Source organism: Cellulomonas olei, from assembly GCF_039548315.1.
Taxonomy (GTDB): Bacteria; Actinomycetota; Actinomycetes; order Actinomycetales; family Cellulomonadaceae; genus Cellulomonas.
The window spans coordinates 1-23,598 of sequence record NZ_JBCLVN010000008.1 but is presented as its reverse complement, the minus strand read 5'-3'; the positions used below and the strand labels follow the sequence as shown (position 1 = coordinate 23,598).

Here is a 23,598-nt window from a genome sequence, read left to right as displayed (position 1 = left end):
AGCGGTGGTCCCGGACGGGAGGCCGACACCGGCGGACGCCCACATGACCTCGAGCAGCCCGTGGGGTCCCGTGTCCGCGACATCGACGGTGTCGCGCGCGAGGGTCCGTCGTGCGGGCCGGCGGGGGGAGGGCCGGCCCGCACGACGGGGCTCCGGGTCAGACCGTGAACCGCCCCACGACGTCGCGCAGGTCGCTCGACATGCGGGCCAGCTCCTGGACCGCGCTCTCGGCCTGGTCCACCGCCCCGGAGGTGACGTCCGCGGCACCGGCCACCTCCGCGATGTTCTGGGCGATCTCGCCGGAGCCGCTCGCGGCCTGGGCGACGTTGCGGTTCATCTCGTTGGTGGTCGCGGTCTGCTCCTCCACCGCGGCGGCGATCGTCTCCTGGAAGCCGTTGATGGTGAAGATGACGTCGGAGACCTCGCCGATCGCCCGGACCGCGGACTCGGTGTCGCCCTGGATCGCCTCGACCCGCCGGGCGATGTCCTCCGTCGCCTTCGCCGTCTCCTGCGCCAGCTCCTTGACCTCGCCCGCCACGACCGCGAAGCCCTTGCCCGCCTCACCGGCCCGCGCGGCCTCGATCGTCGCGTTCAGCGCCAGCAGGTTCGTCTGCTCCGCGATCGACGTGATCACCTTCACCACGTTCCCGATCTCCCGGCTGGAGTCACCGAGGCGCGTCACGGTGGTGTTGGCCTCGTGGGCCGAGTCCACGGCCTGCGTGGCGACCTTGGCCGCCTGCGAGGCGCTCTGCGCGATCTCCCGGATGGAGGCGCCCATCTGCTCGGACCCCGCCGCCACCGTCTGGATGTTGCGGCTGATCTGGTCTGCGGCGACCGAGACGGTGCCCGCCTGGTGGGACGTCTGCTGCGCGGAGGCCGTGATCTGGCCGGTCGTCGCGCTGAACTCCTCGACGGCCCCCGCGAGCGACACCGCCGAGGAGTCGACCGCCGACAGCACCGCACGCAGGTTGTCCACCGCGCTGTCGAGGGCCGCGCCCATGCGCCCCACCTCGTCGCGGGAGGTCAGGTCCGCCCGCACGGTGAGGTCCGCCCGCTGCAGGGCGGCGCACACGTCGCCCACCCGGCGCAGTGCCCGCACGATCGAGCGCGCGACCACCACCGCGACGCCGAGCGCGAGGACGAGACCCACGACGAGCGCCACCACCACGAGCGTGCGGTTGGTCTCGAAGGCCGACGTCGCAGCCGCGGCCGCAGCTGCGCCCACCGAGTTCTGCTCCTCGACGACCGTGGCCAGGTCAGCCATCATCGCGTCGATGATCGGCTGAGCCTCCGTGGCGCGGACGTCCATCCACGCCACGTAGTCGTTCTGCCGCCCGAGCGGCAGCAGACGCTCGTCCCGAACCTTCGCGTAGGCGTCCAGGTTGCTCAGGAAGTCCTGCAGAGCCGTGCGCTGGGACGCGACGAGCGGGAGCTCGCCCAGGCGCGCGGCGGCATCACGGACCGCCTGCTCGTCCCCGGCGACCGCCTCCTCGTACGTGTTCATGAGGTCGTCGGTCTGTGCGATCGCCTGGCTGGCGACGTCGGTGCGCATCTGGATGGTGGCCGAACGCATGTCCGAGACGTGCTGGAGCCCGGTGAACCCGTGCTCGTACAGCTCGTCGGCGGCCGTGTTGGCTCGGCTCAGGCCCACCAGCCCGAGCGCACCGACGAGCAGGGCCACCACGGCGGCGATGGCCACCGCACTGAGCACCTTGACGTTGATGCCGAGGTCGCCCGGGGTCCACCGCTTGCCGCGCACACCATGTTCCACGATGCCCTCCACCATCCTCTTCACCCCTCGGGTCGCTCAGATCGTGTCGACGGACGTGTGCCCGACGACTGCACTGGGCCGCTCATCGACATCGCGCCCGGCGGCTTGAGATCCAGGACGAGGAATCACCCACGCCGATGTGCCGAAATGCGGGTGAACCGGTGGCCTGACGCGACACGGAATATGCTCCAGCGTCTGGACAATTCGGCGGACGGCGATCGCGGACGGCCCACAACTCTTCCGCGGACGGGCGCCTCGGCGCTGTTTCCGCACACGAAGGGCCCGGGCGGTGCACGCTGTGTGCATGGGCGAGGAGAACCCCGAGGCCGCGCGGCTCAGTGCTGAGGACGCGCAGCGGTTCGCCATGTTGGCCGACCTCGTGGTCGCAACGGTCGCGCAGGTCAAGACGGTGGGCCAGACGGTCGTGATGGAGCGCGATCTCGCCGATCCGGCGCGCCTCGCCGGCGGACGCGGGTACTGGGACTCGTTGAGTGCGCACTTCAGCGAGCTCGCCCGGCTCCAGCGACTGCTCGCCGACACGACCGCTGAGATGGCCGCGATCCTCGGCCGCTACGGCGACTGATCCTCGGCCCGAGGACGACGCCCGCGCCTACGATCGGCCTTTTCGTCGGTCTCAGCAGCATCGGCGGCCGAATAGGTGAGGTCGCGCCGGGCCGCACTTTCACCCGCCACCGCGCGGGAGAATTCCTCAGCTGTCCGGCGGGGTGACCGAGGAGAGGGATACTCGTCGACCCGATCGACCGCTGGAGCCATCGTGACTGTCATCGCCCAGAAGCCGGCAGCCGCCGCTGTCACGCCGGCTCGCCCCTCCTCGCCCCGGCTCCCCGGGCTCCGCTGGATGCACACGGGTGTGGCGGTCGTGGCCCTGTGCGTGGTCGCCGGCACCTCGAGCGCCTCCGCCGCCGGGTGGGCTGCCGTCGCGGTGGGCGCGGTCGCCGTCGTCGTCCTGGCGGTGCTCCAGCAGCGCCGCGTCGCCGAGTCCCTCGAGCGCGTGCGCACCCTCGCCGCCGCGGCGTGCACCGGCGACCTCACCCGGGTCGCCGAGCTGCGGGCCGAGGGCGACCCCCTGGGTCTGGCCCCGCTCCTCGGTGCCGCGTTCGACCGTCTCGGCGGGTCGCTCGGCACCATCGCTCCCGAGGCCAAGCTCCTGACGATCGCCGGCGAGGAGCTCGGCATCATCGGCGAGACGATCAGCGACGGTGCGCGGGGCACGAGCGAGCAGGCCAGCACCATCGAGGCGTCCGCGCAGGGCGTGTCCCAGAGCATCGAGCTGGTCGCCGCCGCCAGCGAGCAGCTGCGCGCCTCGATCACCGAGATCGCCGGGACCACGTCGGCCGCCTCGCAGGTCGCGCGACGGGCGGTGGAGTCCGTCACGACCGCCGCGTCGACCATCACCACGCTCGGCGACTCGACCGCCCGGATCAGCGACATCATCCAGACCATCACCTCGATCGCCGGGCAGACCAACCTCCTCGCGCTCAACGCGACCATCGAGGCGGCCCGGGCCGGCGACGCCGGCAAGGGGTTCGCGGTGGTGGCCTCCGAGGTGAAGAGCCTGGCGCAGGAGACGGCGCGCGCCACCGAGGAGATCACCGAGATGCTCAGCCGGATCCAGGAGAACTCCGCCCAGGCGGTCACCGCCATCCAGGAGGTCAGCGGGATCATCGAGCAGATCTCCGAGTCCCAGCTGACGATCTCCTCCGCCGTCGAGGAGCAGAGCCAGACCACGCAGCAGGTCAGCCAGACCACGCAAGGGGTCTCGGTCGAGGTCAGCCAGATCGCGTCCGCGATCACGAAGGTCGTCGACCTGGCCCGCTCCAACGCCGAGGCGGCCGAGCACAGCCGGGTCGCCGTCGGCGAGATCGCGCGCATGGGAACCGCGATGACGCGGGAGACGGCGGACCTGCGGCTCCCCACCACGGGCGGCGAGGGCTACTTCGACATCTCCTGGGACCGGACGCTCAACCGGCTCTCCGACGTCTGCGTCGGGCTGTGGAGCGACGCCACCTGCGACGACTACGTCAGCACCCTCTCGGCCGCGTACCGGGAGAACCGGCCCGGCTGGACGTTCCTCGTCGACTTCAGCGCCCACCCCGCGCAGGCGGAGCGGGTCCAGCGCACCCACGAGGCGATGATGGCCGAGGCCGTGCGCAACGGGTTGACCTGGTGCGCCTTCATCGCCTCGAACCCCCTCGTCGCCATCCAGATGCAGCGGCTGTCGACGAAGACCGGGTTCCCGGTCACGTACGTCGCGACACGCGAGCAGGCACTGGCCGTCCTCGCGGAGCACAGCAAGCACTGAGCCCGCCCGCCGCGCCGGCGGTACGAGCTGCTCCCCGCGAGGAGACGTCGCGGCCCCGGCGTGGACGCGACGACGACGACGACGTCACGCCTGCATGTCGACGAACCGCGAGTAGTGCCCCTGGAACGCCACCGTGATCGTGTCCGTCGGCCCGTTGCGGTGCTTCGCCACGATGAGGTCCGCCTCGCCGGCGCGGGGCGACTCGCGCTCGTACGCGTCCTCGCGGTGCAGCAGGATCACCATGTCGGCGTCCTGCTCGATGGAGCCGGACTCACGCAGGTCGCTCATCTGCGGCTTCTTGTCGGTGCGCTGCTCGGGGCCACGGTTGAGCTGGGACAGCGCGATGACCGGGACCTCGAGCTCCTTGGCGAGCAGCTTGAGCGCGCGGGAGAACTCGGAGACCTCCTGCTGGCGGGACTCGACGCGCTTGCCGGAGGACATGAGCTGCAGGTAGTCGATGAGCACGAGCTTGAGGTCGTGCTTCTGCTTGAGGCGCCGGCACTTGGCGCGGATCTCCATGAGCGACATGTTCGGGGAGTCGTCGATGAACAGCGGCGCCTCGGTGAGCTTGCCCTGGATCGCGGCGAGCTTCTGCCAGTCGTCGTCGCCCATCTGACCGGTGCGCATCTTCTGCAGCGGCACGCGGGCCTCGGCGGACAGCAGGCGCATCGTGATCTCGGAGCGGCTCATCTCCAGGGAGAACACGACGGACGCCTGGTGGTTCTTGATGGACGCCGCGCGGGCGAAGTCGAGCGCGAGGGTCGACTTGCCGATGGCGGGGCGGGCGGCGATGACGATCATCTGCCCGGGGTGCAGGCCGTTGGTGAGGCGGTCGAGGTCGGCGAAGCCGGTGGGGACGCCGACCATGCCCTCGCCGCGGTGCCCGGCGGACTCGATCTCGTCGAGGGTGCCGGCGACGACCTCGCCGAGGCGGTGGTAGTCCTCGGTGGTGCGGCGCTCGGTGACGGCGTAGACCTCGGCCTGCGCGTTGTTGACGATGTCGTCGACGTCGCCGCCGTCGGTGGCGTACCCGAGCTGCACGATGCGGGTGCCGGCCTCGACGAGGCGGCGCAGGACGGCGCGCTCCCGGACGATGCGGGCGTAGTACCCGGCGTTCGCCGCGGTCGGCACCATCGAGATGAGGGTGTGCAGGTACGGCACGCCGCCGATGCGCCCGATCTCGCCGCGCTTGGTGAGCTCGTCGGCGACGGTGACGGCGTCGGCGGGCTCTCCGCGGCCGTACAGGTCGATGATCGCGTCGTAGATCGCCTCGTGGGCCGGGCGGTAGAAGTCGTTGCCGCGGATCTGCTCGACGACGTCGGCGATGGCGTCCTTCGAGATCATCATGCCGCCGAGCACGGACTGCTCGGCGTCGAGGTCCTGCGGGGGTGTCCGGTCGAACGCCGCGCGGCCGCCCGCGGGCGCCCCGTACTCCAGGTCCTCGATGGTCACGCGCCCCGCCCCGCCTTCATGTCGTCGCCCACGCCCCGCCGAACTCCCGTTCTACCGCCTGCCACCGACACCCCCGGCAGGACGGCGGACACCCGGACGGTTCGCGCGCCGACGCGAGGCTAGGCGCGACCGGAGGGGAGCGGCAAGCGAGTCGTCCACAGGGGGTGTGGGCGAGGGTGTGGAAGGCTGTGGACACGCACCGGGTGACTGTCCACAGGTCGTGGACACAGGTGTGGATGAGGCCGGACAGGCCCGCGACCAGGACGTTCTCACCGGCGCAAACGCCGTGAACCGATGTGGACAGGACGAAGTTGGGCCGGATTTCACGCCTCGGACACATGCTGTCCACCGTCGACCGTCAGATCCTCGCGCTCGCCGTGCCGGCGCTGGGGGCGCTCGTCGCCGAGCCGCTGTTCGTGCTCGTCGACTCGGCGATCGTCGGACGGCTGGGGACGACCGAGCTCGCGGGCCTCTCGCTGGCGTCGACGCTGCTGGTCACCGTCGTGGGGCTGTGCGTGTTCCTGGCGTACGCGACGACCGCGGTCGTCGCGAGGCGGCTCGGTGTCGGCGACCGCGCGGGGGCGCTGCAGGTCGGCGTCGACGGGCTGTGGCTCGGCGGCGGCCTGGGCGTGGTGCTCGCGGCGGCGGTGCTCGTCCTCGCGCCGTGGGCGGTCGGCGCGCTCGGGGCCACGGGGGACGTCGCCGACCAGGCCGTGGCGTACCTGCGGGCCTCCGCGCCCGGCCTCCCCGGGATGCTGCTCGTCCTCGCCGCGACCGGCGCCCTGCGCGGGCTGCAGGACACCCGCACGCCGCTCGTCGTGGCCGGCACCGGGGCAGCCGTCAACGCCGTGCTGAACGCCGTGCTCGTCTACGGGGCCGGGCTGGGCATCGCGGGGTCGGGGCTCGGCACGGCGATCACCCAGCTCGCGATGGGCGCCGCCCTCGTGCTCGTCGTCGTCCGCGGCGCCCGGGCCGCCGGGGCGTCCCTGCGGCCCGCGGCGGGCGGCATCCTCGCCGGCGCCCGCACCGGCACGCCGCTGCTGCTGCGCACGCTGTCGCTGCGCGCGGCGATCCTGCTGACCGTCTGGGTGGCGACCGGCCTCGGTCCCGTGGCGCTGGCCGGGCACCAGGTGGTCAACGCCGTGTGGGGGTTCGTGGCGTTCGCGCTCGACGCGCTGGCCATCGCCGCCCAGGCGCTCGTCGGGCACGCGCTCGGGGCCGCGGACGTGCCGCTCGTGCGGTCCCTGCTGCGCCGCACGCTGCAGTGGGGCGTCGGCGCCGGGGTGGTGCTCGGCGCCGTCACCGGGGGGCTGGGGTGGTGGCTGTCCGCGGCGTTCACGTCGGACCCCGAGGTGCGGCACGCGGTGACGGTCGCGCTGGTCGTCGCCGCGGTGCTCATGCCGATGGCCGGCTGGGTGTTCGTGCTGGACGGTGTGCTGATCGGGGCGGGCGACGGCCGGTTCCTCGCGGGGGCCGGGCTGGTGACGCTCGCGGTCTACGTCCCGGTCGCGCTGGCCGTCCGGGCGTGGGCGCCGGAGGGCTGGGCGGGGCTCGCGTGGCTGTGGGCGGCGTTCGCGGGGGTGTTCATGCTGGCGCGGGCGGTGACCACCGGGCTGCGCGCCCGCGGCGAGCGGTGGATGGTCACCGGGGCGTGACGTCGGCCCCGTCGGGCTCGTCGGGCCTGTGCGCCTCGGGTCCGGCCGGCACGGCGGGTCCGTCGGACGCGGCCGACCCCGGCGCCGCCGAGCGGATGCTCAGGACCATGAAGACGATCCCGACGGGCAGGAACGCGAACGCCGACGCCCGCATCGAGTCGTTCGCCAGGCCGGCGAGCCCGAGGACCAGGAACACGATCCCGATCGGCAGGAACGCGGCGTTCGGGTTGCCCGAGTCCTCCTCGTCGCCCTCGGGCGCGGGCGGGGGTGGCTGCTCGCTCATCCCGCGACGCTACCGAGCGCGCCGGGCCCCGACCTCCCCCGCGGGACGGATCCCGTCCGCCCCCGGACGCACGCACGCCCCGCCCCGGCGGACCGGGACGGGGCGTGCGGGTGGTGCTGGGGTCAGGCCGCGACGACCTTGACGGTCAGCTTCGCGGAGACCTCGGCGTGCAGGCGGACCTGCACCTCGTACTCGCCGGTCGCCTTGATCGGCTGCGCGACCTCGACCTTGCGGCGGTCGATCGACGGGCCGCCGGCGGCCTTCACCGCGTCGGCGATCTCGGCGGTCGTGATGGCGCCGAACAGGCGGCCGGACTCGCCGGCCTTCGCCGTCACGGTCACCGGGTTGCCCTGGAGGGAGTCACGCACGGCGCGCGCCTCCTCGAGGGTCTCGATCTCGCGGGCCTTGCGGGCACGGCGGATCTGCGTGATCTCCTTCTCGGCGCCCTTCGACCAGGTGGTCGCGAGGCCGCGGGGGACCAGGTAGTTCCGGGCGTACCCGTCCTTGACGTCGACGACGTCACCGGGAGCGCCGAGACCCGTGACCTCGTGGGTCAGGATGAGCTTGGCCATCTTCGTGCTCCTTCTCAGCGCGCCGACGACGAGTACGGCAGGAGCGCCATCTCGCGGGCGTTCTTGACGGCCCGCGCGATCGCGCGCTGCTCCTGGACGGACACGCCGGTCACGCGGCGGGCGCGGATCTTCCCGCGGTCGGAGATGAACTTCCGCAGCAGGGCGGTGTCCTTGTAGTCGACCGACTCGATCTTCGCCGCCTTGAGCGGGTTCTGCTTCTTCTTGGGCTTCCGGACAACGGCCTTGGCCATCGTGGTGCTCCTCTTCTACGTCTGGAGCCCGGGGCGTTGCCATGCCCCGGGATGGGGTGTGCTGTGCGGGCACGGACGGGCGTGGGCCCGCCGGTGCCTCAGAGGTCGATCAGAACGGGGGCTCGTCGGAGTAGCCGCCCGCGCCGCCGCCCGCGGGCGTGGCCCACGGGTCGTCCTGCGCGGCCTGGCCGCCGCCGTTGAAGCCGCCGCCCTGGTTGAAGCCGCCACCGCCGCCACCGCCGCCGCTGAAGCCGCCGCCACCGCCGGACCGCTGGGTCCGGGTGACCTTGGCCGAGGCGTAGCGGAGCGACGGGCCGACCTCGTCGACCTGCAGCTCGTAGACCGTGCGCTTCTCGCCCTCGCGGGTCTCGTACGACCGCTGGACCAGCCGGCCGCTGACGATGACGCGGGTGCCCTTGGTGAGCGACTCGGCGACGTTCTCCGCCGCCTCCCGCCAGATCGAGCAGCGGAGGAACAGCGTGTCGCCGTCCTTCCACTCGTTGCTCTGGCGGTCGAACGTGCGTGGCGTGGACGCCACGGTGAAGTTCGCGACCGCGGCCCCGGACGGGGTGAACCGCAGCTCGGGGTCGGCGGTCAGGTTCCCGATCACCGTGATGGTGGTGTCACCAGCCATGCCAGCTCCTCGTTCTCGTCGAATGCTCGTCTCGGGCGGTGCCGCCCCTGCTCGGGGACGGTACGCGCGCGGTCTGACAGCGCTCAGGCGTCCTGGCGGAGCACCTTCGTGCGGAGGACGGCCTCGTTGAGGCCGAGCTGGCGGTCCAGCTCCTTGGCGGTGTCCGGCGTCGAGGAGAAGTCGACGACGGCGTAGATGCCCTCGGACTTCTTCTTGATGTCGTACGCCAGGCGGCGACGGCCCCAGATGTCCACCTTGTCGACGGAGCCACCGTCGGTCTTGACGACCGACAGGTACTTGTCGAGGGACGGAGCGACCGTGCGCTCCTCGATGTCGGGGTCGAGGATGATCATGATCTCGTACTGACGCAGGCTCATACCCACCTCCTCTGGTCTCGGCGGCCACGGTCGTTCCGTGGCAGGAGGGTGTCGTGCGTCGCTGCGTCCGCACCGGCGTCGATCGGCGACGCCGGGTGGGCACAGCAGCGCACCAGTCTACCGGTTCCCGAGGGCCGCGCGGTACGGCCCCCGGGGTGGTCAGCCGCCGGCGGGATCGCCCGCGGCGTCGCCGGCAGGCGGTTCGCTCGGCTCGGGGTCGTTGCCGGGCGGCGGCTCCTGCGTCGCGGGCGGCTCCTGCGGCTCCGGCCCCTTCGACACGCGCAGCGTCACGGTCGACCCGGGCGCCACCTGCGCGCCCGGTCCCGGGCTCGCCGCGAGGACGGTGCCGACCGGGGACGCGTCGAACACCTCCTTGACCGTCGGCACGAGACCCGCGTTCACGATCGCGGCCTGCGCGTCGCCGGACAGCATGCCGACGAGGCCGTCGGGCACCGGCACCGTCGAGGGCTGCTCCGGCTCGGGTGCCTGCGTCTCGACCGGCGCCTCCGTGGTCGGCGGAGCGGTGGGGAGGCGGTCGGCGTTGACGTTCGCCCGCGGGGGGAACGGCGTCGGCGTCGAGTAGTTGTCGAGCTGGAGCACCGGCGTCATGTAGTCGGCCCACAGCGCGGCCGGCCACGTGGACCCCGTCACCTGCGTCACGCCGCCCCACGGCGTGATCTCGGCGACGTCCTTGCCGTTCTCCCCGACCTGGCTGAGCGCCACGGCGGTGGAGATCTGCGGCGTGAAGCCGACGAACCACGCCGACTTGTTGTCGCTCGAGGTGCCCGTCTTGCCCGCGATGTCGCGGCCGATCGGCTTGATGTAGGTCGACCCCGAGCCGGCCTGGACGACCTGGGTCATCGCGTAGGTGGTGTCGGCCATGACGCCGGCGTCGAACTGCTGCGTCGGCTGGGTCTGGCCCGAGTACGCGACGTCGCCGTCCGGGTAGGTGGCCTCCGCGACCATGTAGGGCTTGTGGTAGGTGCCCTGCGAGGCGATGGTCGCGTACGCGGACGCCATGTCGAGCGGGCTGACGTCGTCGGTGCCGAGCACGTTCGACGGCAGCGCGTTGACCGGCGACGTGACGCCGGCACGCTCGGCGACGTCGGCGGTCTTCTCCGGCCCGATCTCGAGGTTGAGCTGGGCGTACACGGTGTTCACCGACTGCTCCGTGGCCTTGACCAGGTCGATCGTGCCGAAGTCCTGGAAGCCGAAGTTGTTGACCTTCCAGCCGTCGAACTCCTGCGGCGAGTAGCCCTGGTAGGTGTCGGTGAGCGCCTTGCCGTTCTCCAGGCCCGCGATCAGCGTGAACGGCTTGAACGTCGAGCCGGCCTGGGCCTTGCCGCGGGTGGCGCGGTTGATCTGGTCGGCCAGGAAGTCCCGGCCGCCGTACATCGAGACGATCGCGCCGGTGGTCGGGTCCACCGACACGATGCCGACCTTGAGCGCCTCGGCGGGGGTCGCGCCGTCGGAGAGCCCGCCGGTGCGGAGCTTCTCGACCGACGCGACGGCCTGGTCCTGCACCGGCCGCTGGATCGTCGTCGTGATGCGCAGGCCGCGGCGCTGCAGCATCTCCTCGGTGATCGAGCCCGTGGCGGTGAGCTCCTGCGTCACGTACTCGAGCAGGTACCCGTTGGGGCCGGCCAGCCGGTCGCTGCGCTCGTAGGGGATCGTCTCGGGGAACGTCAGCGCGTCGCGGTCGGCCTCGGTGACGTAGCCGTCGCGCTCCATGCCGTCGAGGACGTAGTTCCAGCGCTGCTCGGCCTTCTCGGGGCTGACGGCGGGGTCCCAGTTGTTCGGTGACGGGATGAGCCCGGCGAGCATCGCGGACTGCGAGAGGTCGAGCTCGGCGGCGGGCTTGCCGAAGTACACCTGCGCCGCGGCGTCGATGCCGTAGGCGTTGCGGCCGAAGTAGATCGTGTTGAGGTAGCGGCCGAGGATCTGCTCCTTGGTCTCCGTCTGCGCGATCTTGATCGCCAGCAGGGCCTCCTTGGCCTTGCCGAGGTAGTCCGTCGTCGTCTGGCCGACGTAGTAGCGCTCGACGTACTGCTGGGTCAGCGTCGAGGCGCCCTGCGTCTCGCCGCCGGTCACGTTGTTGACGAGGGCGCGCGCCATGCCGCGCAGGTCGATGCCCTGGTTCTCGAAGAACGTCTTGTCCTCGGCGGAGACCACGGCCTGCCCGATGTACTCCGGGAGGTCCTCGTAGTCGACGAGGTTCCGGTTCGGCCCCTGGTACGTCCCGAGCTCGGTGCCGTCGGAGTAGTAGACGGTCGAGGCCTGCTCCTCGGCGAAGTCGTCGGGCGCGGGCACGTCGGTGAGCGCGTAGGCCGCGACCGCGAGGCCGAGGCACAGGAAGACGAAGGCGAGGATGCTGCCGACCACGAACCGCCACGAGGGCAGCCAGCGGTGCAGGCCGCGGTAGCCCCGGCGCGGGTAGTCGATGATCCGCCGCCGGCCGCCGCCCCGGGCGGTGCCGGTGGCCGCGGTCCGGGACGCACCGCCGCGCGGCGACGTCCGCGCGGGGGCGGTCGAGGACCGTCGGGTCGAGCCTGCCAACGCACTGCCTTCCTGTGGACCGGTGAGGGGGCGTCGAGCGGCAGGAGCCGGCCGGGCCCGGATCAGTATGCGCGAGCCGGTGGGGTCGGCCCTGGGCGGGGTCCCCCGGGCCCGCGGACCTTCACGTGATCGCCACGAGGCCTGCCGCTGGGCTTCCCGACCCGACGAGGATCCTCGCAGCACCGGCCCCGCGGAGCACGTGAGCCGCGCGGGAACCACCGCATCGGGGGTCCCCGACGCGCCGGCGGTGACGTCGCTCTTGCCCGGATCGCCCGGATCGCCCTAGGCTCCCCGATGTATCAGTTCGATACATCGTCGTGCGAACGAGCGGGAGGAGGGTCCGGTGCGCGCCAAGTCCGACGTGCTCGAGTCCGCGATCCTCGGCCTGCTCCACGACTCCCCGATGCACGGGTACGAGCTGCGCAAGCGGCTCAACCTGCTGCTCGGCTCGTTCCGCGCGCTGTCCTACGGGTCGCTCTACCCGGCGCTCAAGTCGCTCGTCGCGCGCGGCCTCATCGCGGGGTCCGACCCGCAGCAGGCACCCGCGCACGGCCTCGCCGGCAAGCGCGCCCGGATCGTCTACCAGCTCACCGCCGAGGGCAAGGAGCAGTTCCAGCACGTGCTGGCCTCCTCCGGCCCGGCCGCGTGGGAGGACGAGAACTTCGGCTTCCGGTTCGCGTTCTTCGGGCAGACCGACGCCGAGACGCGGCTGCGGATCCTCGAGGGCCGGCGCACCCGGCTCACCGAGCGGCTGGAGACGATCCGCGAGTCCGTCACCCGGACCCGCGTCCGCATGGACGAGTACACCCTCGAGCTCCAGCGCCACGGGCTCGAGCAGGTCGAGCGCGAGGTGCGCTGGCTCGACGACCTCATCGACCACGAGCGCAGCAACCGCGGCGCCCGTCCCCAGGGCGACGGCCACCCGGCCGCCACCCGCACGAACGCTGTCGAGGATGACTCCATCGTCGCGGCACAACCCCCTCAGAAGGAGCGAGGATGACTGCCATCCGCGTTGCGATCGCGGGCGTGGGTAACTGCGCCTCGTCGCTGGTCCAGGGCGTGCACTACTACGCCGACGCCGAGCCGGGCACCAAGGTGCCGGGCCTCATGCACGTGCAGTTCGGGGACTACCACGTCTCCGACCTGGAGTTCGTGCTCGCGTTCGACGTCGACGCCAAGAAGGTCGGGTTCGACCTGTCCGAGGCGATCGTCGCGTCCGAGAACAACACCATCAAGATCGCCGACGTCCCGCCGCTCGGCGTGACCGTCCAGCGCGGCCCGACCCTCGACGGCATCGGCAAGTACTACGCCCAGACCATCGAGGAGTCCGACGCGGAGGCCGTGGACGTCGTCCAGGCGCTCAAGGACGCGAAGGTCGACGTGCTCGTGTCCTACCTGCCGGTGGGCTCCGAGGAGGCCGACAAGTTCTACGCCCAGGCCGCCATCGACGCGGGCGTCGCCTTCGTCAACGCGCTGCCCGTGTTCATCGCGTCCGACCCCGAGTGGGCCGCGAAGTTCGAGGCGGCCGGCGTGCCGATCGTCGGCGACGACATCAAGTCCCAGGTCGGCGCGACCATCACGCACCGCGTGCTCGCCCGCCTGTTCGAGGACCGCGGCGTCATCCTGGACCGCACGTACCAGCTGAACGTCGGCGGCAACATGGACTTCAAGAACATGCTCGAGCGCGAGCGCCTGGAGTCCAAGAAGATCTCCAAGACGCAGGCCGTCACCTCGAACCTCGAGGACGGGCCGCTGGCCGGCAAGAAGGACGACCGCAACGTCCACATCGGCCCGTCGGACTACGTCGCCTGGCTCGACGACCGCAAGTGGGCGTACGTGCGCCTCGAGGGTCGCGCGTTCGGCGAGGTGCCCCTGAACCTCGAGTACAAGCTCGAGGTCTGGGACTCCCCGAACTCGGCCGGCATCATCATCGACGCGGTCCGCGCCGCGAAGATCGCGAAGGACCGCGGCATCGGCGGCCCGATCCTGTCGGCGTCGACCTACTTCATGAAGTCCCCGCCGGTCCAGCACGAGGACCAGTACGGCCGGGAGCTCGTGGAGAAGTTCATCCGCGGCGAGATCGAGCGCTGATCCGGAGCGCAGCGGAGGGTGGGTCGCGAGCGCAGCGAGTGACCCGCCCGTAGCGGAACGCTGACCCGCGACGAGGGGCCCGGCACCACATCGGTGCCGGGCCCCTCGCGCGTCCCCGGGGACGACGCGTCGTCAGGACGCCGCGATCTCCGCCCGCAGCGCCCCGAGCAGCGTCTCCAGGTCGTCCGCGAGCGCCTCCGCCTGCGCCTGCGTGGCGGTCGCGGACAGCGTCCACACCGTCGCGGGGGCGCCGTCGGCGCCGGGCCGGGCGACGAACTCCTGCACCTGGGTGAGCCGCACCGGCTCCCCGTCGATCGTCGTGGTGAAGCGCACCTCCTGCGCGAGCGCGGGCGTCGTGGCGTCCCCGGCCTGCTCGCGCCGGTGCAGCGCGACGTCCTGCTCGGTGGCCTGGATCGCCCGGAGCGCCTCGGCGCCGAGCGTCAGCACCAGGCCGGGGTCGGAGGACCGCTGCACCCCGACGGTGACGTTCGCGGTGAAGCCGGCGTCCGGCACGTCGTGGGCGGCGGCGAACGCGATGCCCGGCGTGCCGAGACGGTCCGGCGGGATGGTGCGCCACCCGTCGGGCAGCGTGCCGGCGTCCTGGGGGTCGGTGGTCATGGGTCTCCTCGGTCGGCTGGCCGCGTCCGAGTCTAGGAGGACGCCCGTTAGCCTGGCCGGGTGCAGGTGGTCTCCGATCTGAAGCAGCTGTGGCCCCTGGTCGACTTCCGGCGGCTGCTCGCGGTGCGCCTGGTGAGCCAGTGCTCGGACGGCCTGTTCCAGGCGGGCCTCGCGACGCTGTTCTTCTTCTCGCCCGAGAACGCGACCACCGCGACCGGGGTGGCCGCGGCGTTCGCGGTGCTGCTGCTGCCGTTCACGGTGGTGGGGCCGTGGGCCGGCGTGCTGCTCGACCGGTGGCGCCGGCGGCAGGTGCTGCTGGTCGGCAACCTCGTCCGCACGGGCCTGACGCTGCTGACGGCGCTGGTGATGGCGACGGCCGGCGTCGGGCCCGCGGTGTACGTGCTGGCGCTCGTGACGCTGTCGGTCAACCGGTTCCTGCTGTCGGCGCTGTCGGCGTCCCAGCCGCGGGTCGTCGCGGGGCCGCTGCTGCTGACGGCGAACTCGATCACCCCGACGCTCGGGACGGTGTCGTCCGGCCTCGGCTGGGGCCTCGGCTTCCTGCTCGGCCTGGTCCTGCCCGGGGGCACCGCCCGCGACGTGGCGTCGCTGGTCGCGGCCGCGGCGCTCATGACGACGGCCTCCCTGGTCGCGACCCGGCTCGGCAAGGACCTGCTCGGCCCGGACGCCCGGGCCGACGCGTCCGAGGTGCGCCGGGCGCTGGGCACCCTGGCCCGCGGCCTCGTCGGCGGGGCCCGCTACCTGGTCCGGCGCGGCACGCCCGCCCGGGCGCTCGGCATCATGGCCGTGCACCGGTTCCTGTACGGGGCCGTGTTCATCGCGAGCCTGCTGATCTCGCGCAACCTGCTGTCCGACCCCGCCGACGCGCGGGCCGGGCTGGTCACCTTCAGCACCGTCGCCGCGGCGACCGGGGTCGGCTTCGCCCTGGCGATCGTCGCGACGCCGATCGTCTCGCCCCTCGTCGGGCCGCAGGGCTGGATCTCGATCTGCCTGGTGCTGGCCGCCGCGACGCAGGCGCTCCTCGCGGTCACCGTCGCGTTCCCGGCGGTCCTCGCCGGGTCGTTCGTGCTGGGCCTGGCGGCGCAGGGCGCCAAGATCGCGGTCGACACGATCGTGCAGCGGGACACCGCGGACGAGTTCCGCGGCCGGGCGTTCGCCCTGTACGACGTCCTCTACAACGCGGCGTTCGTCGGCGCGGCGGCGCTGGCGGCGGTCGCGCTGCCGGACACCGGCTGGTCGCGCGGGGTGTTCGCCCTGATCGCGCTGGCCTACCTGGCGACGGCCGCGGTGTACCGGACGCGCACGACGGTCCCGGAGCCGGTGCCGGCCGCGGCCTGACGGCGGCTGCCCGGCGGAGGTCGGGCTGCGGCGGGCCGGCGGCGGCCGTCAGGCGGCTGCCGGCGGTCAGCCCTGGCGCCCCGCCCACCAGGCGAGCAGCTCCTCGCGGGCCGCCTCCTCGCCGAGCGGGCCGCGCTCCATGCGCAGCTCCAGCAGGTACCGGTACGCCTCCCCGACGACGCGGCCCGGCCCGACGCCGAGCGCCGTCATGATCTGCGTGCCGTCGAGGTCCGGGCGGATCGCCGCCAGCTCCTCCTGCTCCCGCAGCTCCGCGATCCGGCGCTCGAGGTCGTCGTACGCCTCGGACAGCCGGCGGGCCTTGCGGACGTTGCGGGTCGTGCAGTCCGAGCGGGTCAGCCGGTGCAGGCGCTCGAGCAGCGGCCCGGCGTCCGTCACGTAGCGGCGGACCGCCGAGTCCGTCCAGGCGCCGTCGCCGTAGCCGTGGAACCGCAGGTGCAGCTCGGTGAGCCGGGCCACCGCCTGCACGGTCGCCTTGTCGAAGTGCAGCGCGCGCAGCCGCTTCGCGACGAGCTTCGCCCCGACGACCTCGTGGTGGTGGAACGACACCCCGCCGCCGGACTCGAACCGCCGGGTCGCCGGCTTGCCGATGTCGTGCAGCAGCGCGGCGAGCCGCAGCACCAGGTCCGGGCCGGGGACGGCGCCGTCCGGGCCGGTCTCCAGGGCGATCGCCTTGTCCAGCACCGTGAGGGAGTGCTCGTACACGTCCTTGTGGCGGTGGTGCTCGTCGATCTCCAGCCGCAGCGCCGGCAGCTCCGGCAGCACCTGCTGCGCGAGACCGGTGTCGACCAGCACCCGCAGGCCCGGCCGCGGCTGCGGCGACAGCAGCAGCTTGACCAGCTCGTCGCGGACGCGCTCGGCCGAGACGATGGAGAGCCGCTCCGCCATGTCCGTGGCGGCCGCGAGCGCCGCCGGGTCGACCGCGAACCCGAGCTGCGCGGCGAACCGGGCGGCGCGCATCATGCGCAGCGGGTCGTCGTCGAACGACTGCCGCGGGTCGACCGGGGTCCGGAGCACGCCGCGCGCCAGGTCCTGCAGGCCGTCGAACGGGTCGACGAACGCCAGGCCGGGCAGGCGGATCGCCATCGCGTTGACGGTGAAGTCGCGGCGCGACAGGTCGCCCTCGAGCGTGTCGCCGAAGACGACCTCCGGCTTGCGGGACGTCGGGTCGTAGGCGTCGGTCCGGTAGGTCGTGACCTCGACGACCACGTCCGGTGCCCCGCGGCGCCCGTGCCGGCGGGCGCCGATCGTGCCGAACGCGCGCCCGATGTCCCAGTGCGCGTCCGCCCAGCCGGCCAGCAGCCGCTCCGTCTCGTCGGGCGTCGCCGAGGTCGCGAAGTCGAGGTCGGCGCTCGGCCTGCCGAGGAACGCGTCGCGCACCGGACCGCCGACCAGGGCCAGCTCGTGACCCGCGGCGCGGAACAGCTCGCCCAGCTCCAGGGCCGCCGGGGCGAGCCCGGCGATCACCCCGAGCGCGCGCTTCTGCAGCGCGACCAGCGCCTCGGGGTCGGCGGTGCCCGCGGCGGCGGGTCGGGGGGTCAGGTCCTCGGACGGCACGACGCCCAAGCCTGCCAGATCGGCGCGGCGGCGGCCCCCGTCCACAGGTCCTCCACGTGCGCGCGGCCGGTCGCAGGGGCGGAGTCGTTACAGTGGCCTGCATGCCCGAGCCCGCGAGCGCCCTGCCACCGGAGGGTGTGCCCGCACCGCCCGGGGGCCACGCGCTGCGGATCGACCCGCGGACGACCCGGGTCCGGCACACCCAGCTGCCCGTCGTCGAGGAGACCTCGGCGGGCGGCCTCGTGGTGCGCCTGGAGGGCGGCGTCCACGTCGCGGCGGTCATCGCGCGCCGCAACCGCGCGGGCCGGCTCGAGTGGTGCCTGCCGAAGGGCCACCTCGAGGGCGAGGAGACGCCGGAGGAGGCAGCGGTCCGCGAGATCGCGGAGGAGACCGGCATCGTCGGGCGGATCGTCCGGCGGCTCGGCGTCATCGACTACTGGTTCACGGGCGACGACCGGCGGGTGCACAAGATGGTGCACCACTACCTGCTCGGCGCGGTCGGCGGTGAGCTGACGGTCGAGGGCGACCCCGACGGGGAGGCCGAGGACGTGGCCTGGGTGCCGGTCCTCGAGCTGCCGGCGCGGCTGGCCTACCCCAACGAGCGGCGGCTGGCCGAGACCGCGCACGTGGTCCTGGTCGGCCAGGCATGAGGCTGCGGGGCACCGGGCGCCGGGCGCGCAGCGTCGCCGCCGCCCTGGTCGCGTCCGCCGTGCTCGCGCTGCCGGCCCTGTCCGCGGCCCCCGCCGTCGCCGCGACGGGGACCGGTGCCGCCCCGGCCGCGACCGTGCCCGCCGCCCCCGCCACGGACGACCTGCCCGTGTCCGTCTCCGTGACCGACGTGGCGCCGCAGGTGCTCGAGCCCGGCGAGGACCTCACCGTGACCGCCCGGCTCCGGAACGAGGGCGACGAGGTCGTCGAGCGTCCCCGCGCGTCCGTCCGCATCTACCGGTACCGGATGTCCTCGCGCGACGAGCTGACGCGCTGGGCCGCGAGCGGCGCGTCCAGCCCTGTCGGCGACGTGGCCGCGACCACCGTGCTCGACGACCCCCTCGAGCCCGGGCAGCAGGTGACCGTCGAGGTCACGGTGCCGGCCTCCGCGATCGGGCTGCTCCGCACCGCCGACGCCTGGGGTCCGCGCGGCATCGCGCTCGACGTGTCCGACGGCTCCTCCCGCGTCGGCATCGAGCGCACGTTCCTGCTCTGGCAGTCTGCGCAGGACGTGCCCGCGACGCGGCTCGGCGTGCTCGCACCGGTCGTGGGGCCGGCGACCGACCCGGCGAGCGCGGCGGTGGCGGCGGACGGGGACGACGACGGGGGCGACGGGGGCGACGAGCCCGGCGCCACGGGCCCACCGGAGGCGACCGGCTCCCCCAGCCCGACCGCCACGGCGACCGGTGGCACGGGGACCGGGTCGGGCGACGACGGCGCGGGTGGTTCCGACGACGCGGGCGACGCCGACGACGCGCTCACCTCCCTGACGTCGGCGGGAGGGCGGCTGAGCCGGCTGCTCCAGGCCACCGGCGAGCACTCCTCGGTCACCTGGGCCGTCGACCCGGCGCTCGTGGACGCCGCCGCCGCCGGGTCGCGGGCGGACCGCGCGTGGCTCTCCGCCCTCGAGGACGCGTCGGGCTCGCGGGAGGTGCTGCGGCTGCCGTGGGCCGACCCCGACCTGGCGGCGATCGCCCACGCGGGGGACCGGGACCCGGACACGGACCTGCTGCGCATCGCCCAGGACGTCACCGGGTCCACCGCGGACAGCCCGCTGTGGTCGGACGCCGAGCCCGTGCTGCTCGCCGCCGACGACGTCCCGGATCTCGCGACCGCCGACCGGGCGGCCGGCTCGGCGCCGGGCGTGCCGCTCGTCGTCGGGTCGTCCGCGCTGCCGCCCCTCGGCCTCGCGCCCGTCGGCGCGCGGGCCTCCGTGACGACCGCGAGCGGCGCGGTCTCCGCGCTGGTCCCCGACGCGACCCTCAGCGCCCTGCTCACCACCCCCTCCGCCGTGCAGCCGGGCGCGACGGCCGCGACCACCGCGCAGCGCGCCCTCGCCGAGACGGCCGTGCTCGCCCGCACCGGCGACGACGCGGGCGTCGACGTGCTCGCCACGCTGCCGCGCGACTGGGAGCCCTCCGCGACGCTCACCTCCGCGGCGCTCGACGCACTCGAGGCCGCCGAGTGGGTCGACACCGTCGGCGTGGGCGAGCTCGCGGCGGGCGCCGACACCGCGTCCGAGCGCGGGGACCTGCCGGCGACGAGCCGCACCGGCACCGAGCTGACGCCCGCGTGGGTCAACGCGCTGGCCGCCGACTGGCGCGCCGCCGGCGAGTTCGCCAGCGTGGTGGAGGACCCCGCCGCCCTGCTCACCGGGCTGGACGCCGCGCTCGTCGCACCGCTCGCCGTCGCCTGGCGCGACGACCCGGACGGGCGCGCCACCGCCGTCGCCGACGCACGGCGCGAGGCCACCGACCGGCAGTCCGGTCTCGTCGCGGTGCTCAACGAGCAGTTCACCGTCATCTCGTCGTCCGCGCAGATCACCGTCGCCGTGCGCAACGAGCTCGACCAGGCCGCCCGGGTGCGCGTCGAGCTGCGCCCCCACAAGGGCTGCCTCGACACCGCACGGTCCGACCTCACGACCGTCCCGCCGGAGCAGGAGACCTCCGTCGTCCTGACGCTGCGGGCCAGCGCGAACTGCGACGTGGAGGTCGACGTCAGCCTGGTGTCCGCGGGCGGGCGCGAGCTCGCGACGCCCGTGCAGTTCTCCGCGCGCGTCGCCCCGACCATCGAGAGCGTCGGCAGCTGGGTGGTCGGCGTGCTGCTCGCGGTGGCGCTCGCCTTCGGCATCTGGCGCACGGTGCGCCGCGGGCAGACCGCGCGGCGCGGCGCGCGTGTCGTGCCGGAGCCCGTGCCCGGGACGCCCGGCACCCCGCACGACGGCGGACCCGACGACGTACCCGACCGACCCGGACGACAGGACCCGTCATGACCACCCCGGCCCCCGGGGCCGCAGGGGCCGACCCGGACGGCACCGCCGCCGGCGGCACCTCCGCCACCGATCCCGCAGCCGGCGACCCGGCCGCGGACGCCCCGCCGCTGCCGGCCCGCAGCGGCCTCGGCCGCTCGTCGCTCATCATGGCGTCCGGCACGGCGGCGTCCCGCGTGCTCGGCTTCCTCAACACCGCTCTGCTGGGCTGGGCGATCGGCCTGACGGGCAGCGTGGCGAACGCCTTCTCCGTCGCCAACAAGCTGCCGAACACCCTGTACCTGCTCATCGCGGGCGGCGTGCTCAACGCGGTGCTCGTGCCGCAGGTGGTGCGGGCCTACCGCCGGCCGGACGGGCACCACTACGTCGACCGGCTGCTGACCGTCGGCATCGTCGGTCTCGGCGGGCTCACGATCGTGCTCACCGCCGCCGCCCCGCTGTGGGTGCTGCTGTACTCCGAGTTCCCCGACCCGCGCGTCACGGCCGTCGCCACGACCATGGCGTTCTGGTGCATCCCGCAGGTCTTCTTCTACGGGCTGTACTCGCTGCTGGGCCAGGTGCTCAACGCGCGCGGCTCGTTCGGGCCCTACATGTGGGCGCCCGTGGTGAACAACGTCGTGTTCATCGCCGGCCTGCTCCTGCTGGTCCGCACGTACGGCCCGGTCGACGAGCACACGCCCGTCCGGGAGTGGACGGGGGCCCAGACCGCGGTGCTGGGCGGGGCGGCGACCGTCGGCATCGTGGCGCAGGCGCTCGTGCTGCTCGTGCCGCTGTACCGCAGCGGGTTCCGCTACCGGCCGCGCTGGGGCCTGCGCGGCTCCGGGCTCGGCTCGGCCGGTCGCGTCGCGAGCTGGACGTTCCTCGGCCTGCTCATCGGCCAGGTCGGCGTCTGGCGCATCAGCGTCGTCGCCTCGTCGGTGACCGGGGAGGGCCTGGCCGGCAACGCGGTGTACGACCGGGCGTTCCTGCTGTTCATGCTGCCGCACTCCCTCGTCACGGTGACGCTCGCGACCGCGCTGTTCACGCGCCTGTCCGGGCGGGCGGCCGCGGGCGACGCCGCGGGGGTCCGCGCGGACCTGTCGCTCGGCCTGCGCACCGTGGGCGTGTTCACGGTGCTCGCGACGACCGGGATCACCGTGCTGGCGGTCCCCCTCGTCCGCGCGATGTTCCCCACGCAGACCGACACCGCCGTCCACTCGCTCGCCGTCGTCGTGGTCGTGCTGCTGCTCGGCCTCGTCCCGTTCGGGATCTGGTCGCTGTGCCAGCGCGTGTACTACGCCTACGAGGACGCGCGCGGGATGATCCCCGTCCAGGTCGTCATGGCCGTCGTCGTCGTCGGGGGCACCGAGCTGGGGCGGGCGCTGCTCCCCGACCGGTACTGGGTCGCCGCGGCGTGCGCGTCCATGGCGCTGTCGTACCTGGTGGGCGCCGCCGCCGCGCTCGTCTCGGTCCGGCGACGGCTCGGCGGGCTCGACGGCCGGCGCGTCCTGGTGCTGCACCTCAAGGCCGGTGCGGGCGCGGTGCTCGCGGCCGCCGCAGGGCTCGGGCTGCTGGCCGCGCTCGGCCCGGTGCAGTCCCTCCGGGACGCTGTGGTCGCGTGCGTCGCCGGCGCGGTGCTGATCACCGCGGTGTACGTCGGCACGCTCGCGCTGCTGCGGGTCGGCGAGCTGGGGGTGCTGCTGCGGCCGGTGCTCCGCGTGGTGCGCCGCGGGCGCTGACCCGGCCCGTCCGCCCGTCCCCGCCGCCCACCCGACCGCCTGGGGACGACGCCGTCCCCAGGGACCCCCGCGGATCCGCCGCCGCACGGGCGGCCCGTCTAGCATGACGGGGAGCCCGCGCCGGTGACGGCACGGACGACCGGCGGCGGACCCGCCGACCCGACGACCGGACGGAGGACCAGGTGGCGCAGTCCCGACCCGGGGACCCCGGACGTCCCGGCGACCCCGTGAGCAGGTTCGGGAGCACCGTCGCCGGGCGGTACCGGCTGGACGAGCCCCGCCACGGGAACCTCCCCGGCGCCGAGCGCTGGACCGCCACCGACCAGATCCTCGCCCGGCGGGTCACCGTGACCCTCGTGACCGGGCCGCGCGCGGCCGCCGTGCTCGACGCCGCGCGGCGGGCCGCCCTCGTCGTCGACCCACGCCTGGCGCGCATCCTCGACGTCGGGACCGCCGACGGCACGGGCTACGTCGTCACGGAGGCGGTCGACGGACGCAGCCTCGCGGCGCTCGCCGCCCGCGCCCCCCTCGCCCCCGACCAGGCGCGCGCGGTCGTCGGCGAGGCCGCCGCCGCCCTGGAGGTCGCGCGCCGGAGGGGCGTCCACCACCTCGCGCTGCGCCCCGAGTCCGTGGTGCTCACCTCCGGCAGCCGCGTCGTGGTCGAGGGGCTGGCGGTCGACGGCGAGCTGCTCGACGCGGCGGGTGGCGGCGCGCACGCCATGAGCCGCACCGACACCGTCGGGCTGGTCCGGGTGCTCTACGCCGCCCTCACCGGCCGGTGGCCCGCCGCCACCACCACGGCGGCCGTGCCCACGTTCGACGAGTGGGCCGCCGGGGAGGCCGACGCGCCCTCCGTCCCCGTCGACCACGACCTGCCGGCCGCGCCCGACCACGACGGCTCCCCCGGCGCGCCCGCCGACCTGGTGCCCGGTGTGCCCGCGGACCTCGACACGCTCTGCGTCGTGACGCTCGGGCCGCACGACGACGGGCCGCACAGCCCCGGCGAGCTCGTCCGCGAGCTCGAGCCGTGGCGTGCCGTGCGCGCCGACGAGGTGTTCCGCGCCGCGGACTCCGCGCGCTGGCCCTCCCTGACCGACTCCCCCGCACCACCGCGCCCGGACGGTGGCACGCCCACCGGCACGACCACCGCACCTCCGACGGGAAGCAGCCCGATGAGCGACGACCAGCAGCGCACCAGCCCGACCGCGGACGGCGACACCCCGGCCGAGGGGGCGCCCGCGGCGTCGACCGGGGCGGGCCGGACGGCGGGGGCCGGCGCCGGTGGGGTCGCGGCTGCGGGCGGGGCCGGTGCTGCCGCCGCAGCCGGTGCGGGCGCCGCCGCGACCGGGACCGGCGACGCCGCTGGCGCGGGTGCGGCCGGAGCCGGAG

General features: G+C 74.1%; 20 protein-coding genes. 10 read left to right on the top strand and 10 right to left on the bottom strand.

Annotation, left to right across the window (positions count from 1 at the left end; genetic code table 11):
- Positions 1-157: 157 nt before the first annotated feature.
- Positions 158-1,786 (bottom strand): methyl-accepting chemotaxis protein, encoded by a 1,629-nt coding sequence (locus tag AAHH18_RS04255; protein WP_343300692.1) that lies wholly within the window; start codon positions 1,784-1,786, stop codon positions 158-160.
- Positions 1,787-2,075: 289 nt separating this feature from the next.
- Between AAHH18_RS04255 and AAHH18_RS04250 the strand changes: the two genes are divergently transcribed.
- Together AAHH18_RS04250 and AAHH18_RS04245 are read left to right on the top strand one after the other, a co-directional pair.
- Positions 2,076-2,354: a hypothetical protein gene (locus AAHH18_RS04250; RefSeq protein WP_283318764.1), complete on the top strand. Its 279-nt coding sequence runs from the start codon at positions 2,076-2,078 to the stop codon at positions 2,352-2,354.
- A 192-nt stretch (positions 2,355-2,546) separates the two neighbouring features.
- Complete coding sequence (locus tag AAHH18_RS04245; protein WP_343300691.1) at positions 2,547-4,094, top strand: methyl-accepting chemotaxis protein; 1,548 nt, start codon at positions 2,547-2,549, stop codon at positions 4,092-4,094.
- 84 nt (positions 4,095-4,178) lie between these two features.
- Here AAHH18_RS04245 and dnaB read toward each other — a convergent pair whose 3' ends face one another.
- Positions 4,179-5,546, bottom strand: a complete 1,368-nt coding sequence (gene dnaB, locus AAHH18_RS04240; RefSeq protein ID WP_222170859.1) for a replicative DNA helicase — start codon at positions 5,544-5,546, stop codon at positions 4,179-4,181.
- 338 nt (positions 5,547-5,884) lie between these two features.
- Between dnaB and AAHH18_RS04235 the strand changes: the two genes are divergently transcribed.
- A complete protein-coding gene (locus AAHH18_RS04235; RefSeq protein ID WP_343300690.1) occupies positions 5,885-7,201 on the top strand; it encodes an MATE family efflux transporter in 1,317 nt (438 codons plus the stop codon).
- On the opposite strand, the gene AAHH18_RS04230 is transcribed toward AAHH18_RS04235, so the two are convergent.
- The 6 genes from AAHH18_RS04230 to AAHH18_RS04205 all read right to left on the bottom strand — a co-directional run bounded on the left by AAHH18_RS04230 (position 7,188) and on the right by AAHH18_RS04205 (position 11,874).
- Positions 7,188-7,484 carry a hypothetical protein gene (locus AAHH18_RS04230; RefSeq protein ID WP_343300689.1) on the bottom strand — a complete coding sequence of 99 codons (297 nt, stop codon included), beginning with the start codon at positions 7,482-7,484 and terminating at the stop codon, positions 7,188-7,190. The genes AAHH18_RS04235 and AAHH18_RS04230 overlap by 14 nt on opposite strands.
- A gap of 122 nt (positions 7,485-7,606) precedes the next feature.
- Entirely contained in the window at positions 7,607-8,056 is a 450-nt protein-coding gene (gene rplI, locus AAHH18_RS04225; RefSeq protein ID WP_222170862.1) for a 50S ribosomal protein L9, read from the bottom strand.
- A 14-nt stretch (positions 8,057-8,070) separates the two neighbouring features.
- Positions 8,071-8,307, bottom strand: coding sequence for a 30S ribosomal protein S18 (gene rpsR, locus AAHH18_RS04220; RefSeq protein ID WP_013772910.1), 237 nt, complete (start codon positions 8,305-8,307; stop codon positions 8,071-8,073).
- Positions 8,308-8,416: 109 nt separating this feature from the next.
- Positions 8,417-8,941: a single-stranded DNA-binding protein gene (locus AAHH18_RS04215; protein ID WP_283318756.1), complete on the bottom strand. Its 525-nt coding sequence runs from the start codon at positions 8,939-8,941 to the stop codon at positions 8,417-8,419.
- 83 nt (positions 8,942-9,024) lie between these two features.
- Entirely contained in the window at positions 9,025-9,318 is a 294-nt protein-coding gene (rpsF, locus tag AAHH18_RS04210; RefSeq protein ID WP_146834523.1) for a 30S ribosomal protein S6, read from the bottom strand.
- A gap of 159 nt (positions 9,319-9,477) precedes the next feature.
- On the bottom strand, positions 9,478-11,874 hold the full coding sequence (locus AAHH18_RS04205) for a transglycosylase domain-containing protein (protein ID WP_343300688.1): 2,397 nt from the start codon (positions 11,872-11,874) through the stop codon (positions 9,478-9,480).
- Between the two features lie 343 nt (positions 11,875-12,217).
- Between AAHH18_RS04205 and AAHH18_RS04200 the strand changes: the two genes are divergently transcribed.
- Positions 12,218-12,874, top strand: coding sequence for a PadR family transcriptional regulator (locus AAHH18_RS04200; RefSeq protein WP_222170865.1), 657 nt, complete (start codon positions 12,218-12,220; stop codon positions 12,872-12,874).
- Complete coding sequence (locus AAHH18_RS04195) at positions 12,871-13,965, top strand: inositol-3-phosphate synthase (protein ID WP_283318754.1); 1,095 nt, start codon at positions 12,871-12,873, stop codon at positions 13,963-13,965. The genes AAHH18_RS04200 and AAHH18_RS04195 overlap by 4 nt, the downstream gene beginning before the upstream one ends.
- A gap of 132 nt (positions 13,966-14,097) precedes the next feature.
- Here the strand turns inward: AAHH18_RS04195 and AAHH18_RS04190 are convergent, their stop codons facing one another.
- Positions 14,098-14,583 (bottom strand): hypothetical protein, encoded by a 486-nt coding sequence (locus AAHH18_RS04190; RefSeq protein ID WP_283318753.1) that lies wholly within the window; start codon positions 14,581-14,583, stop codon positions 14,098-14,100.
- A gap of 60 nt (positions 14,584-14,643) precedes the next feature.
- Here AAHH18_RS04190 and AAHH18_RS04185 point away from each other — a divergent pair, with 60 nt between their 5' ends.
- A complete protein-coding gene (locus AAHH18_RS04185; RefSeq protein ID WP_343300687.1) occupies positions 14,644-15,939 on the top strand; it encodes an MFS transporter in 1,296 nt (431 codons plus the stop codon).
- A 66-nt stretch (positions 15,940-16,005) separates the two neighbouring features.
- Here AAHH18_RS04185 and AAHH18_RS04180 read toward each other — a convergent pair whose 3' ends face one another.
- On the bottom strand, positions 16,006-17,454 hold the full coding sequence (locus AAHH18_RS04180) for a CCA tRNA nucleotidyltransferase (RefSeq protein WP_459349083.1): 1,449 nt from the start codon (positions 17,452-17,454) through the stop codon (positions 16,006-16,008).
- 161 nt (positions 17,455-17,615) lie between these two features.
- Between AAHH18_RS04180 and AAHH18_RS04175 the strand changes: the two genes are divergently transcribed.
- From AAHH18_RS04175 to AAHH18_RS04160, 4 genes are all read left to right on the top strand, one after another.
- Positions 17,616-18,164: an NUDIX hydrolase gene (locus tag AAHH18_RS04175; RefSeq protein ID WP_283318751.1), complete on the top strand. Its 549-nt coding sequence runs from the start codon at positions 17,616-17,618 to the stop codon at positions 18,162-18,164.
- A complete protein-coding gene (locus AAHH18_RS04170) occupies positions 18,161-20,494 on the top strand; it encodes a DUF6049 family protein (protein WP_343300686.1) in 2,334 nt (777 codons plus the stop codon). Before AAHH18_RS04175 ends, AAHH18_RS04170 begins: the two co-directional genes overlap by 4 nt.
- The gene (gene murJ / locus AAHH18_RS04165) at positions 20,491-22,209 is read left to right on the top strand and encodes a murein biosynthesis integral membrane protein MurJ (RefSeq protein WP_283318749.1); all 1,719 of its coding nucleotides are present in this window, start codon (positions 20,491-20,493) and stop codon (positions 22,207-22,209) included. The genes AAHH18_RS04170 and murJ overlap by 4 nt, the downstream gene beginning before the upstream one ends.
- Before the next feature lie 227 nt (positions 22,210-22,436).
- A partial coding sequence (locus AAHH18_RS04160) for a protein kinase family protein (RefSeq protein WP_343300685.1) occupies positions 22,437-23,598 on the top strand: 1,162 nt, incomplete at its 3' end.